The sequence below is a fragment of the Arthrobacter zhaoxinii genome (assembly GCF_025244925.1).
GTDB lineage: Bacteria > Actinomycetota > Actinomycetes > Actinomycetales > Micrococcaceae > Arthrobacter_B > Arthrobacter_B zhaoxinii.
Genome location: NZ_CP104275.1, coordinates 1,672,909 through 1,685,908, shown reverse-complemented (window position 1 = coordinate 1,685,908; position 13,000 = coordinate 1,672,909). Strand labels below are relative to the sequence as shown.

Sequence of the window (13,000 nt, the reverse complement as noted above, 5' to 3'; positions counted from 1 at the left end):
AGAACAGGGCCGGCAGCTGTTGTGCTTCTTTCATTCTATTGACTTTTCCGGCGCGCCGGGGACACCGGGCTCTCCCGGAGAGTCTCAGGGTGCTTCGGCGGGGATCCTGCGGGTGATCGGCGGAGACGTGCGGGCGGCTTTCGGTGCTGCTTTTGCCGGCCCTCAGGCCCGCTGGAGCGCGTTCTTCTGCGACCGGTTGATCCCTGTGCTGCGGCCGCAGTTGGTGCAGGTAAACGCATAGCGGCGGCTGGTGGTGAAGATCGGGACGAAGAAGAGCGTCAGGCGGTTGGCACGTTCCTCCACCTGCTGCTCCGCGTAGACACCGCAGTACTGGCAGGTGGCGGGGCGGGAGAAGAGGGTGCGGAGCACGGTTTTGAATCCAATGAGCACGAACATCCGACCAGCCTACGTCCCGGGGGCAGGCCGGGGAACGGGGACACGCGGGCTTTACTAAGGTTGCTTAGCAATGATCGGGGTGGATATCTTTCCCGCATGGACGACCGTTCTCCGCGTTTGGACCCTCCGCACCTGGAGTATCTGCTGCCGCTGAAATGGAGCGCGGACACCGGTCTGGCTGAGTTGGCGGACTATCTGGACCTGCTCAGTGCGTATGTCCGGGTCCTGGTGGTGGACGGCTCCGGCGACGAGCTGTTTGCGGCACACGCCCGGGCCTTCCCTGCCGGCGTGGGCCACTACCGGCCCCGGCACCCCGAGTGCCGAAACGGCAAAGTCAACGGCGTCCTCACCGGCGTCGACATGGCCGAGGCTGAATACCTCGTGATTGCCGACGACGACGTCCGCTACACCCCGGAGCAGCTGGAAAGAATCTGCGCCCTCCTGGGGGATGCCGACGTCGTCCGTCCGCAGAACTACTTTGTTTCGCCGCCTCCCGTGCGCTCGTCGCTGCCGTCCTCCGTACCGTCTTCCGTGCGCCCTCGCCCTCCCCTGCCGTGGCACGCCCGGTGGGACACCGGCCGGACCCTGCTGAACCGTGCGTTCGGCGCCGACTACCCGGGAACGCTCGCGGTGCGGACAGAGGTGCTTCGGCGGACGGGCGGTTACAGCGGGGACGCATTGTTCGAGAATCTCGAGCTGTTGCGCACTGTCCGTGCGGCCGGCGGAACCGAGGTGCGCGCCGACGACCTGTTTGTTGCCCGGCTTCCCTCCTCCACGTCGCAGTTCTTCCGGCAGCGGGTACGCCAGGCCTATGACGATCTGGCCCAGCCTCTGCGGTTGGCTGCCGAGCTGTCTCTGCTCCCGGTGCTTTTGCGCAGCGCCCGCAGGCCTCGACGACTGGCGGCTCTTTCTGCTGCCGTTGCCGCAGCGGCCGAATTTGGACGCCGACGCAACGGCGGGCGGCAGGTGTTCGGGCCGACGTCGGCCCTTTGGGCTCCGTTGTGGATTCTCGAGCGGGCGGTGTGTGTCTGGCTCGCGGTGCAGTGGCGGCTGCGCGGCGGGGTGCCGTATTCCGGTGTGCGGCTGAAGACTGCAGCGCATTCGGTCCGCCGGATCCGACGGCGAATGCTGGGCTAAGCCCCTGGGTTCCTGCGAGCGCGTGCTGCGAGCGCTGCGGGGCTTGCTGCGGGGTTTGCTGCCGGGTTTATGGAGTACCTCTTAGTGGTGTTGGGGAGAGCAACTCACCGAGTCAGGGCCGTAGATCGCCTGGAGGTGTTTGGCTCGGGGGTTGGCCGGTTGCCTTGGTCGGGTTGTCTTGGTCAGGTGCGTGTCGCGGTTCCTGTCGCGCGTTGGTTTCGGTGCTGCGAGCGCGAGCGGACATTCCCTGCGCAAGGGCTCTCCAAGAGCAGGTTAGATCCGCGGGTCAGTACGCCCGGCCCACTCCTACGGAATAGCGCAGCGTGGAGCTCCACGGTTAACGGCGGGTCGAAGGAGTAGCCAGGCTGGATTTGGCCTCCCGCGCCGGGTTTGGCCTCCCGCACCGGGGATGGGATTCCCGGACCCGGCATGGGACTCCCCCGGGGCCCGGCAGGGCTCGGATTCAGCTGAAGTGCCGGCGGCCGCGGGCTCCGTGCCCCTGCACGCCGCACTCGCACCAGCGTCGGCAGCGGCGTCGGCGTCGGCGTCGGGCATCGTACCGGCAGGACCTCCCTGCGCCGTACTGGCGGGCGTCGGTCACCGTGCCGGCGGCGTCGTCGTCGGGCACCGTGCCCCTCTACACCGTGCAGATCACCGGATTCCTGCCCCAACACGGAACACCACCCTCGGCCGGCAAAAACAGGTAGTACATCGCGTATTTAGTTCCTTCCTCTTGCCGTCCGGGACCGATAAACTCGAACACATTTTCGAATATTCACCTTCTCAACGGCACTACGGACCGGACAGGTCCTGTGTCAGCAGCGCGCTGGTGAATACGTGGGTTGGCGCGCTCAGCGACGAGAGCGAGACCGAACCCGCACAGCAGCCTGATGCCGAACTCATCGACCGGATACGTGCCCTTGAGGAATTGAAGGCAGCGGCATCGGCGGCACAGGCCCGAGCGGCTGCGGCGTTCGATGCCTCCCAGCGCCGAAAGCAGGCACTGGCGGAAGTGCCAAAGGACAAGCAGGGCTGTGGAGTGGCGTCGCAGATCGCTTTGGCCCGGAGGGAATCGGCTAACCGCGGCGGCCGGCTGCTGGGGTTCGCCAAGGCGCTGACGCAGGAAATGCCCTGCACCCTGCAGGCGCTGAGTCAGGGAAAGATCAGCGAGTGGCGGGCAACATTGCTGGTGCGGGAGACGGCGTGCCTCAGCGTCGAGGACCGGCAGCGTGTTGACCGGGAGGTAGCAGGGAATCCGGAGTTGCTGGAGACTCTGGGTGATCGGCAGATCATCTCCCGCGCCAGAACGGCGGCCTACCGTCTGGACCCGCGGGCCGCCGTGAACCGGGCCGCGAAGGCCGCCTCGGAACGTTTCGTGTCCTGCCGTCCGGCTCCGGACACCATGACCTACCTGACAGGCCTGCTCCCAGTCGCCCAGGGTGTAGGTGTATATGCTGCCCTGTCGAAGGAGGCTGACCGGCTCACCGCTGCCGGGGACGGCCGCACCCGGGGACAGATCATGGCGGACACCCTTGTAGGACGGATTACCGGCCAGGGACACCCGGACTCGATGAAGGTGGAGGTCCAGCTGGTGATGACGGACCGGACACTGCTCGCCGGAGAGTCGGAACCGGCATTCGTTCCCGGGTACGGCCCGGTTCCGGCGCAGTGGGCACGGGATCTTGTCCGGAGCCGGAGAAACGGCAAGGGCAAGAGTCGGGGTCAGGACAAGGGCCAAGGTCGGGGCCAGGGTCAGGACCGGACTCAGGAGAAGGGCCAGCAGGAGAGCCAGACTAAACGTAAGCAAGGTCGGGGGCAGGACAGGAACGTCCAGACCTTCATTCGCAGGTTGTATGCGGCTCCCGAAACCGGTGAGCTGGTGGCCATGGACGCAAGGGCACGCCTGTTCCCGACTTCCCTTGGCCGCTTCATCGCCGCACGGGATCAGACCTGCCGGATGCCGTGGTGTGGCGCACCAATCCGGCACTTCGACCACATCCGCCCGCACAGCAGGGGTGGTCCCACCAAAGCCGAAAACGGGCAGGGACTTTGCGAGGCGTGCAACCATGCCAAGGAAGCCCCCGGCTGGTCGGCCGAGGTCATCAAACCTCCGGGCACTGGGGGCATAGCAGGGGCATTGGGTGGTAACGGTGCAACAGGGGCAATCGGTGCGCCCGGTGCAATAGGTCCAACCAGTGCAACGGGCTCAGCAGGCGGGCCCGGAGTGGTCGGATCACCCGAACACACCGTGGAGACCTCCACCCCCACCGGGCACACCTACCGATCCACCGCGCCACCCTTGGTAGGCACGCGACCCTTGGTAGGCACGCCGCCCTTGGTAGGCGCACCGGAGGACTTCTCCGCCGTTGTTGAACGGGTGATGGCCGACCTGGTTTGGGCAGCATAGGCTGGCTCCCCCGGCGCTCGCCGACCCGACTCTGCCCGCCGACCTGCCCACCACCCTGCGACCCTGCCGGCCTGGAACCTCCGCAGGCAGCAGGGGTGGCGGTCTGTCCCGGACAGCGGCCGCCGCCGGTAGGCTGGTGGAATGGCCAGATACTTTGACGTACACCCGGACAATCCGCAGCCCAGGGCCATCAGCCAGATTGTGAACCTGCTCGAATCCGGCGGTTTGATCGCCTACCCCACCGACTCCTGCTACGCACTCGGGGTACAGCTGGGCAACCGCGAAGGGCTGGAACGGATCCGCCAGATCCGCCAGCTGGACGACAAGCACCACTTCACCCTGGTCTGCCGGAACTTCGCCCAGCTGGGACAGTTCGTGCAGCTGGACAATTCGGTGTTCCGCAGCATTAAGGCCGCCACCCCCGGAAGCTACACCTTCATCCTGCCCGCGGTTAAGGAAGTCCCCAAGTGGCTGCTCCAGCCTAAGAAGCGGACCGTCGGCGTACGCATCCCGGACAACACAGTGGTGCAGTCGATCCTGGACAGCCTCGGCGAACCGCTGCTCTCCAGCACGCTGCTGCTGCCCGGCGACGAAGATCCGATGACGCAGGGCTGGGAAATCAAGGAACGGCTGGACCACCAGGTGGATGCCGTCATCGATTCCGGGTTCTGCGGCCCGGATCCGACCACCGTCATCGACTTCTCCGGTGATTCCCCCGTGATCGTCCGGCGCGGAACCGGAGATCCAGCACCCTTCGAATAACCCCTGCGGCCGGTGACCTTTTATCGGTCCCTGCGGTTGACTCCACCCTGGCGCGCACTGAGTCTGGCACGCGTCAGGGGGAACCATCGCTAGGCACTCGCAGGGGAATCCACATGAAGAAAACGGCCACAACACTATCAACGGCGATATTGAGCATCTGCGTCCTGGCGGGATGCGGCGTAGGTACCGGACTTCCGGGCACAATCGGCGGACCAAGCGATCCAGCCGATTATCCCGGGCCCACCAAGACCTCCACACCAACTCCCACCACGACGCCCACCGGTACGCCGACGCCGACGTCGACGTCGACATCACCCGCCCCGACGCCCACCCCGTCGCCCACGCACGACGAAGGCGACGGGCACGACGGCGACGACGGCGGCCAGGGCAACGACGACGCCGTCAACGTGATCCTGATGGTCGGCGACGGCATGGGCACCGCGCAGCGGGACGCCATCCGGCTGGCCTCGGTGGGACTGACCGGAGAGCTGGCCATGGATTCGCTTCCCGAAGTGGGACGGGTACACACCAACTCCGCGGACCCCGGCACGTTTATCACTGACTCGGCCGCCGCCGCCACGGCCATGGCCGCCGGGGTGAAGACCTACAACGGTGCCATCGGCGTGGACCTGGACCAGCAGCCGGTCACCACGGCCCTGGAAGTCGCCGAACGGCTCGGAAAGTCCTCCGGCCTGGTCACCACGGCACAGGTCACGGATGCAACTCCCGCTGCCTTCGGCTCGCACGTGCTGGACCGGGATGAGCAGAGCGCCATCGCCGCCCAGTACCTGCGAAGCTCCCGCCCGGAAGTAATCCTGGGCGGCGGCGAGGACTACTGGTACCCCGCGGGAGACCCGGGCCGGCTTCCCGACAACCCGGCAGAAGACGAGTCCGAGGAGAGCGCCGGCACCGAGGGCAACCTCGTGGAAGAGGCCCAGGAGCAGGGATACGAATATGTCTGGGACCTGCCCGGCCTGCAGGCGGCACAGGGCGACATGCTGCTCGGACTGTTCGCCAACGAGGAAATGTTCCAATACGGAGACGACGTGGACGACGTCTACAACCCCACGGTTCCGCTGACCGAAATGACCCGGAAAGCCATTGACGTCCTGAACGGCAACCAGGACGACAACGGCTTCTTCCTGATGGTCGAGGAAGAAGGCATTGACGCGATGAGCCACGTCAACAACGGGGCGCTGACCATTGAGTCCGGCATCGAGTTCGACCGTTCCGTGACCCTGGCCAAGGAGTTCGCCGAGCAGGACGGGAACACCCTGCTGATCACCGTGGGCGACCACCAGACCGGCGGCATGACCATCGAACCCCTGGGCGACGACTCCAACCCGGACAGCCCCGTTCAGGAAGGACCGTTCGACGTCGCAGGCTCGGACCAGCAGTTCCAGATTGACTGGACCACAGGCGGCCACACGGGCGACGACGTCCCGCTGACCGCCATGGGGCCGGGCGCGGAAATGCTGACCGGCGTCTACGAGAACACCCGCATCTTCGACGTGATGGTCTCCGTCATGCGCTCCGGCACGGACCGCGACTTTGACCTCCAGTCCCACCGCGGCGGCCGGGGTGAAGTAACCGAAGAATCCCTGGCCGCTTTCGCGCACTCGCTGGAACTCGGCGTCACCACCTTGGAACTGGATGCCCATCTGACCGAGGACGGCCGGGTGATTGTCTGGCATGACGACATCATCCTGGACACGAAGTGCGCCGACACCGCGCCTGCGGTGGCCGGGGATCCGGAATATCCGTATGTGGGCGACCGCGTGGCGGACCTGAGCCTTGTGCAGCTCCAGACCCTGAACTGCGGCTACCAGCCGTTGCCGGGCTACCCGGAGCAGGATGTCGCGGAGGGCAACCGGATTGCGGAGCTGAGCGATGTCTATCGCCTCGCCCGGGAGTACCGGGCCCGCAAAATCCAGTTCAATGTCGAAACCAAGGTCGAGGATGGCCAGGCCGGCGGACCGCGCAGCGTCGCCCTGACCGAGGCAGTGGTGGACGTGGTCCGCGATGCGAACCGGGAGCGCCGCACCACCATCCAGTCCTTTGACTGGTCCACCCTGAACCTGCTCGAGCGGATCGCCCCGGAACTGACACGGGTGGCGCTGGCCGGCACCGCGGAGGATCTCGGCGTTGGCCAGCCCGGAGCTGCCCCGGAGCTGGGCGGAATCGACATTGACGACTTCGGCGGTTCCGTGGTCCGTGCCGCCCATGCCCAGGGCTATGACGTACTTTCCCCCGTTTTCACCACCGTCACGGCGGAGATGGTGGCCGACGCGCACAACCTCGGCATGACGGTGATTCCCTATACCGTCAACGAGGTGGCCGACATGCACCGGCTCATTGACCTGGGCGTGGACGGGATCATCACTGACTACCCCACCAGGCTGCGAGCAGTGATGGCGGAGCGGGGCTTCGATCTGCCCCGGGCCTACCAGCGCTAAGCCCCACCGCGCGGCACCGTGCCGGGACCACAGCATCGGTCCCGGCACGGTGGCCCGTTTCGGCACGCAGCAAGTACCAATGGCATGCTGAAGGGATGCCCGGTCTCTATGTTCTTCCTTCCAGCTGGCTGCTCGACGCGACCCCGGAGGCGGTCTGGGAAACCGTTGCCAGCCCGGAGATGAGCTGGCCCCGCTGGTGGCCGGGGTGCACGCTGCAGGACCTTGCCACCGACCCGTCCGCCGACGCCGCGGATCCGGTCACCCGGCTGCTCGGCACCACCGTCCGCCTGCAGTTCCGCGCCTCCCTGGGCTACCGGCTGTCCATCACTGTCCATCCCACCTCTGCGGCCCGCCCCCGGATCATAGAGTTCGACGCCGGCGGCGACTTGGCCGGCACCGGACGGATCCGTCTGTTCCCCGTCACGGCCCCTGCTCCGGGCGTACCGGCGCAGACCAGGATGGACATTGACTGGCGGGTCCGGCCCACCCGGCGCTGGATGCGTGCGCTCACTCCGGTGGCCCGGCCGGTCTTCACAGCAGCCCACGCTCTGCTGATGCGGCAGGGCGAACGCGGCCTGCGCCGCGAACTGGCTCAGGCCACCCGCCGCGGACGGCCGAACAGCGTCCTGACTCCGGGCGAGTAATGCACCGTGTCCGGCGGCCCTTCGACGGGCAGCCCCGCGGCCGGCACCAGCTCGTCGTGGAGGTGGGTCAGCCGGGCAGGATGCAGCGGCCACGGCCGGTGCGAGATCGGAAAAAACACCGTCCGGCGCGCCAGGAACGCGTGCAGCCCGAAACGTGCGGTGAGCAGGATGGACAGGTCGTCGTCTGCGGTACGGCCATAGTCCGGCACCACGGCGAAGGATGAGCGGGCCTGCCTGCCGAACCGGGCGACGTCGTACCCCAGGCCCCAGCCGGAACGCCTGGGCCGGCAGCGGGACCAGACATACGGGATGTGCAGCGAACGGGCCGCCAGCACCGGGGCGAGCCGGGAGGCGTCCAGGCTCCGGAACAGCACCCCGCGGCTGCCGTCACGGCCCCGCGAGTACAGGCGTACGTTGATCTCGGTGTAGGAACCGAAAAACGGCATCGGAACCCCGGCGAGTTCGGTCTCCGGTGCCCGGAAGCCGATGAGGCCCACCCATGAGGAGCCGTGGAAGACATCGGGTTCGACGCCGGGCGGCATGTAGGGCGCTGCCACGGACGGATCGATGCGCCAGTGCAGGAACACAGCCGCGGCCCAGGTCTGGGCCATGAGGACCGGCGGGGGAACCCGTGATCCGGCAGGCCGGGGGTCCGGCACGCGGCGCGCGTGTGAAGCCATGGCGCCAAGGTAACAGCGGGACTGCCGGGCGAACAGCGCAGACCCGGCGGCCGGAGCCTAAACCGCGGTGTCCGGCCGTTCTTCGCCGAAGCGTTCCACTGCCGTCTTCTTCCGGATCCGGTCCAGCCGGTTGATCAGCGGCGCCGCCGTGACGCCGTGCAGCACGACGGATGACGCCACCACCAGGCCAACCAGTCCCCAGAGCTGCTCCGCATCGTCGAAGTGTCCCTTGCCAAGGGCATAGCCGAGGTAATACAGCGAGCCGATCCCCCGGACTCCGAAGAAGGCGATGGCCATCCGCTCGCGGGGGCCCGGCTTGCCGCCCAGCAGGCCCAGCCATCCGGCGAGGGGACGGACCACCAGCAGGAACGCCGCGGCCACCGCCATTTCACGCCAGCCGATGCCGGACAGCAGTCCGCGGGCAATGGCGCCGCCGAGCAGGAGCAGCAGGACCACGGTCAGCAGCCGTTCCAGCTGCTCCACGTAGCTGTGCAGCACGCGGTGGTAACCGTGCGTACGTTCCGCGGCCCGGATGGTGACTGCGCAGACAAAGACGGCGACAAACCCGTACCCGTCCAGCATTTCAGTGATTCCGTAGGCCAGGAAGGTGGCCGCCAGGGCCACGAAGCCTTCGGAGTGGTTGGACAGGCGGATGCTTTCCAGCCGTGCGGAGAAGAAGAGCCGGCTGAGCACTTTGCCGGTCAGGAAACCCAGAAGGACGCCCATGCCGATCCGCCAGGAGACGTCGACGGCAATCCAGTGCGGGAACCAGTCGGACGGCGCCGTCCCCACCAGGCTCATGCCGATGGCGAGGTACACGAACGGGAACGCCAGGCCGTCATTGAGTCCCGCTTCGGAGGTCAGGCCGAACCGGACCTCGTCCTCGGCTTCGCCCTCCGAGTCCTCCTCTTCGTCGTCGGCGGGTTCGCCCACCTGGACCTCGGAGGCCAGGACCGGATCGGTCGGGGCCAGGGCGGCGGCCAGCAGGATGGCCGCGGCGAGGCCGACGCCGAGGACCCAGAGGTTCAGCAGGGTCAGGCCCAGCAGGCTCAGCGGCATGGCGATGCCCAGCATCCGCCAGGTGGTGGACCAGCGCCACCAGCCGACCGGCCGGTCCAGTGCCAGTCCCGCGCCCATCAGGGAAATGATCACGCACACCTCGGTCAGGTGCGTGGTGAATTCTCCGTAGCGCACCGGATCCGGGTCCGGCAGGTCCTTCAGGAGGCTGAACGCCAGGATGCCGGCACCCAGGAACACCATGGGCATGGACACCGGAACATTGCGCAGCAGTTTGGGCAGCACGGCGGCAAGGAAGACTGCAAGGCCGGCGGCAAAGAATACGAGGCTGGGTCCGTCAAACACTCCCCGAGATTACTCGGTTCCGGGCGCGCTGACAGGTGCCGCGCCGAACCGGCGTCGGCGGTTTACGCCTCGCGGATGTCGACCTGCCCCGGTTCCGCTCCTTCGGCCCCGAACACGAGCCAGCGGGTGGCGATCTTTTCGGTGAAGAACCGGTCGTGGCTGACCACAATAACGGCGCCGGGGAAATGCAGGAGGGCGCGTTCCATTACCTGGGTGCTGGACATGTCCAGGTGGTTGGTGGGTTCGTCCAGCAGCAGGACGGGAGCGCCCGAGAGCAGGCACTGGGCCATCGCGACGCGGGCACGCTGCCCGCCGGAGAGATTGCCGATCTTGGAGGTCAGGTCCGCCTCGGAGAACTGGAACATGGTCAGGAACCGGTTCACGGACTTTTTCGTGGCACTGAACGCCAGCGAACCCGGCAGCGAGTTCACCGCGTGGGTGACGGTGTCGGTGTCGTCGAGCTCCGTGAGCATTTGGTTGTAGGACACCATGGCGGGGCCCTTCGGCCAGGCGACGTCGCCGGCGTCGGGCTTCTCCTCGCCGGTGAGCACGCGCAGCAGCGTGGTCTTGCCGCTGCCGTTGGTGCCGGTCACGGCGATGCGGTCGCCCTTGTTCACCTCGAAGCTCAGGTCCTCAAAGAGCACCTTGTCGCCGTAGGACTTGGACACACCGCGGACTCGGCCCAGGACGTCCTTGACGTGAAGTCCGTCGTAGATTCCGGTGATGATTTCATCCACCGGACGCGGCGCCCGGGATTTCTTGATGCGGGCCAGCTGGGTGCTCAGCCGTCCGCCGGCTTTGGCTGCCTCGCGGCGGTCCGCGATGCCCTCGGCTTCGAAGGCCAGCAGCTCCGCCTCGTGCACGAACTGCGCCTGGAGGTTCTTGAGCCGGAACTGTTTCTGCACCACGTACTCGGCAAAGTTGCCGGGGTATTCGTGCAGGTGGAAGTTCTCCACCTCCACGATGCGGGTGACGACGGCGTCCAGGAACTTCCGGTCGTGGGAAACGATGATGGCCGCTCCCCGGAAGTCGCGGAACCAGCCCTCGAGCCATTCGACGCCGGCCACGTCCAGGAAGTTGGTGGGTTCGTCGAGCAGTAGGACATCGGGCTGTTCCAGCAGGATTTTTGCCAGTGCCGCACGGTTCCGCCAGCCGCCGGAAAGCGCATCGATGGGGCAGATGCGGTGTGCGGCGGTGAATCCGAGAGTGGTGAGCACGGTGTCGATGCGGCGCGGGTAGTCCCAGCCGTCCAGCCGGTCCATGGTTTCGAACAGTTCCGACTGGCGGCGGATCAGCCGGTCCATTTCCTTGTCCGCGGGATTGGCGGCGATGGCTTCGTCAATCCCGGCCAGCTCGGCCTCGACGTCCTTGATCTCCGTGAAGACGGCGTCCAGGATCTCGGCGATGCTGGCCTGTCCGTCCAGTTCCGAGAACTGGGAGAAGTAGCCGATCCTGACGCCCGGCTCCACGGTCACGGTGCCGGAATCCGGCTGGACCTGCTCCAGGACCAGTTTCAGGATGGTGGACTTGCCGGAGCCGTTCCTGCCGATCAGGCCGATCCGGTCCTTCGGCTCGAGCCGCAGGAACGCTTCGCGCAGGACCTGCTTGTTCTCGAAGGAAGTGTTGACGTCCTGCAGCCGGATCAGGCTCATGGTGTCCTCTCAAAGGGGTTGGTTTTCTCGCCCCGCGGGACAACGACCATTCATCCTACCGCCGCAGCCCGGGGCTAGCCGACGTACGTGACGCGGGCATCCCCGAGGCCGACCGCCACGGGATGGACCCGGGCGGGCCACTGTTCGGGCAGGCGGTAGCAGGCCCGGTGCACCACCGACCGGAGCCACATGCCGGCGGGGTCCTCCGCCAGCGACGGGTGCCAGTAGAGCGCCTCGACCAAAGCGGCGGCGCCGCTGTCCGCCAGTTCGAGGATCGCGATGTCTGCGCCGCGCTGCGACCGTGCGGCCAGCATCCGCGGCACGAGGGCCACGAGGTCCGTGTCCTCCACCAGCGTGGGCAGGGCCAGGAAACCGGAAACCACTGCTGCTGTGTTCCGCTTCAGGCCGCGGTCGTCGAAGAGCCGGTCGGCGGGGGTCAGGATGCCGTCGCCGATGTAGCCCACAGCCTGGGGTACGGACGCCAGGTCCTGGAGGGTCAGGGATTCCCGGGCCAGGAGTTCGTTGCCGGTGCCGGTGACCGCCACGAATCCGTCGCGGAAAAGTTCCCGGTGGGTCCCCTGCATGCCGTAGCCCACGGGACCCACGAGGAGGTCCGTCCGCGTCAGTTCGGCCAGTTGGCCCGTAAAACCGGAATTCGGCACGAAGTCAACGGAAACTCCCGGCGCCTCCTCACGCAGAATGCGGCGCAGCGGCCCCACGATAAGCGCGGAGGCATAGTCCGACGCCGAAATCGTGAACCCCCGGGTGCTTGTCAGCGGCTCAAAACCGGACCGGATACGGGTGGCGCGCCGGATCTGCAGCATCGCTTCGTCAACCACGGGAACAAGTGCCTGGGCGAAGGGAGTGAGCTCATAGTGGCGGCCGCTCCGCACCAGCAGCTCGTCGTCGAAATGCCGGCGGAGCTTCGCCAGCGCAGCGCTCGTGGCAGGCTGGCTCAGCTTCAGCCGTTCCGCGGTCCGGGTCACGTTGCGCACTTCGAGGAGCACCTGCAGTAAAGGCAGCAGGTTCAGGTCCATGTTCTTCATGCCGTTACAGTACCCAGCAGCACCCCAGGCAGACGGTTTATATGCCTGCCGCGGGCTTAGCCGCGCAGGGTGTAGGCGCCCTCGGGCCGGCGGTTGCGGTACGCGGAGGTGTCTACGTAGCTCCCCATGTCCCGGGGGCGGGTGACGGCGCGGCGGCCGATCGAGACGTAGCTCCCGGCGGGACGCGGGGTTCCCTGCGGGCTGTCATAGCAGGTGGTGTACGTACCCCGGCGGCGGGTCCGGGCAGCCGGAGCCGCCGCGGTGTATTCGTTCGACGCGGCGCGCTCGGCAGTGTGGGTCGTGGTCGGTCGGTTCATCAGGGTGGTCATGGTGTCTCCTCAGTTGACGCTTGCGGGGTGAGACTCGGGCCACCGCAGCGACGGATTCCGGGCAGCGTTAAGCCCGGTAGTGTGTCGCCGTTGAATAGTGCCCGCCCTTAGTAGTGGCGGTAATGCGCC

11 protein-coding genes are annotated in these 13,000 nt (G+C 67.0%); 5 read left to right on the top strand and 6 right to left on the bottom strand.

Annotation, left to right across the window (positions count from 1 at the left end):
• Nucleotides 1-162 precede the first annotated feature (162 nt).
• Nucleotides 163-396 (bottom strand): zinc ribbon domain-containing protein, encoded by a 234-nt coding sequence (locus N2K95_RS07910; RefSeq protein ID WP_260653634.1) that lies wholly within the window; start codon nt 394-396, stop codon nt 163-165.
• A 96-nt stretch (nt 397-492) separates the two neighbouring features.
• Between N2K95_RS07910 and N2K95_RS07905 the strand changes: the two genes are divergently transcribed.
• From N2K95_RS07905 to N2K95_RS07885, 5 genes are all read left to right on the top strand, one after another.
• A complete protein-coding gene (locus N2K95_RS07905; protein WP_260653633.1) occupies nt 493-1,533 on the top strand; it encodes a glycosyltransferase in 1,041 nt (346 codons plus the stop codon).
• An 829-nt stretch (nt 1,534-2,362) separates the two neighbouring features.
• On the top strand, nt 2,363-3,940 hold the full coding sequence (locus N2K95_RS07900; protein WP_313771192.1) for a DUF222 domain-containing protein: 1,578 nt from the start codon (nt 2,363-2,365) through the stop codon (nt 3,938-3,940).
• Between the two features lie 141 nt (nt 3,941-4,081).
• Nucleotides 4,082-4,702, top strand: coding sequence for an L-threonylcarbamoyladenylate synthase (locus tag N2K95_RS07895; protein ID WP_255792243.1), 621 nt, complete (start codon nt 4,082-4,084; stop codon nt 4,700-4,702).
• Nucleotides 4,703-4,851: 149 nt separating this feature from the next.
• The gene (locus tag N2K95_RS07890; RefSeq protein WP_260653632.1) at nt 4,852-7,158 is read left to right on the top strand and encodes an alkaline phosphatase; all 2,307 of its coding nucleotides are present in this window, start codon (nt 4,852-4,854) and stop codon (nt 7,156-7,158) included.
• A 95-nt stretch (nt 7,159-7,253) separates the two neighbouring features.
• The gene (locus tag N2K95_RS07885) at nt 7,254-7,802 is read left to right on the top strand and encodes an SRPBCC family protein (RefSeq protein ID WP_260653631.1); all 549 of its coding nucleotides are present in this window, start codon (nt 7,254-7,256) and stop codon (nt 7,800-7,802) included.
• Here N2K95_RS07885 and N2K95_RS07880 read toward each other — a convergent pair.
• The 5 genes from N2K95_RS07880 to N2K95_RS07860 all read right to left on the bottom strand — a co-directional run bounded on the left by N2K95_RS07880 (nt 7,751) and on the right by N2K95_RS07860 (nt 12,871).
• Nucleotides 7,751-8,482 (bottom strand): YqjF family protein, encoded by a 732-nt coding sequence (locus N2K95_RS07880; protein WP_260653630.1) that lies wholly within the window; start codon nt 8,480-8,482, stop codon nt 7,751-7,753. The genes N2K95_RS07885 and N2K95_RS07880 overlap by 52 nt on opposite strands.
• Nucleotides 8,483-8,539: 57 nt before the next feature.
• Nucleotides 8,540-9,844 carry a cation:proton antiporter gene (locus N2K95_RS07875; RefSeq protein ID WP_260653629.1) on the bottom strand — a complete coding sequence of 435 codons (1,305 nt, stop codon included), beginning with the start codon at nt 9,842-9,844 and terminating at the stop codon, nt 8,540-8,542.
• Nucleotides 9,845-9,906: 62 nt separating this feature from the next.
• A complete protein-coding gene (locus tag N2K95_RS07870) occupies nt 9,907-11,496 on the bottom strand; it encodes an ABC-F family ATP-binding cassette domain-containing protein (RefSeq protein ID WP_260653628.1) in 1,590 nt (529 codons plus the stop codon).
• A gap of 74 nt (nt 11,497-11,570) precedes the next feature.
• Nucleotides 11,571-12,542 (bottom strand): LysR family transcriptional regulator, encoded by a 972-nt coding sequence (locus N2K95_RS07865; protein WP_260653627.1) that lies wholly within the window; start codon nt 12,540-12,542, stop codon nt 11,571-11,573.
• Nucleotides 12,543-12,598: 56 nt separating this feature from the next.
• The gene (locus tag N2K95_RS07860) at nt 12,599-12,871 is read right to left on the bottom strand and encodes a hypothetical protein (protein ID WP_260653626.1); all 273 of its coding nucleotides are present in this window, start codon (nt 12,869-12,871) and stop codon (nt 12,599-12,601) included.
• Nucleotides 12,872-13,000: the final 129 nt, after the last annotated feature.

Excerpts from the sequence above, each read along its gene's own strand:
- N2K95_RS07885 (WP_260653631.1), top strand. The coding sequence starts at position 7,254 with ATGCCCGGTCTCTATGTTCTTCCTTCCAGCTGGCTGCTCGACGCGACC.
- N2K95_RS07910 (WP_260653634.1), bottom strand. The coding sequence starts at position 396 with ATGTTCGTGCTCATTGGATTCAAAACCGTGCTCCGCACCCTCTTCTCC.
- N2K95_RS07870 (WP_260653628.1), bottom strand. The coding sequence starts at position 11,496 with ATGAGCCTGATCCGGCTGCAGGACGTCAACACTTCCTTCGAGAACAAG.
- N2K95_RS07865 (WP_260653627.1), bottom strand. The coding sequence starts at position 12,542 with ATGAAGAACATGGACCTGAACCTGCTGCCTTTACTGCAGGTGCTCCTC.
- N2K95_RS07895 (WP_255792243.1), top strand. The coding sequence starts at position 4,082 with ATGGCCAGATACTTTGACGTACACCCGGACAATCCGCAGCCCAGGGCC.
- N2K95_RS07880 (WP_260653630.1), bottom strand. The coding sequence starts at position 8,482 with ATGGCTTCACACGCGCGCCGCGTGCCGGACCCCCGGCCTGCCGGATCA.
- N2K95_RS07905 (WP_260653633.1), top strand. The coding sequence starts at position 493 with ATGGACGACCGTTCTCCGCGTTTGGACCCTCCGCACCTGGAGTATCTG.
- N2K95_RS07860 (WP_260653626.1), bottom strand. The coding sequence starts at position 12,871 with ATGACCACCCTGATGAACCGACCGACCACGACCCACACTGCCGAGCGC.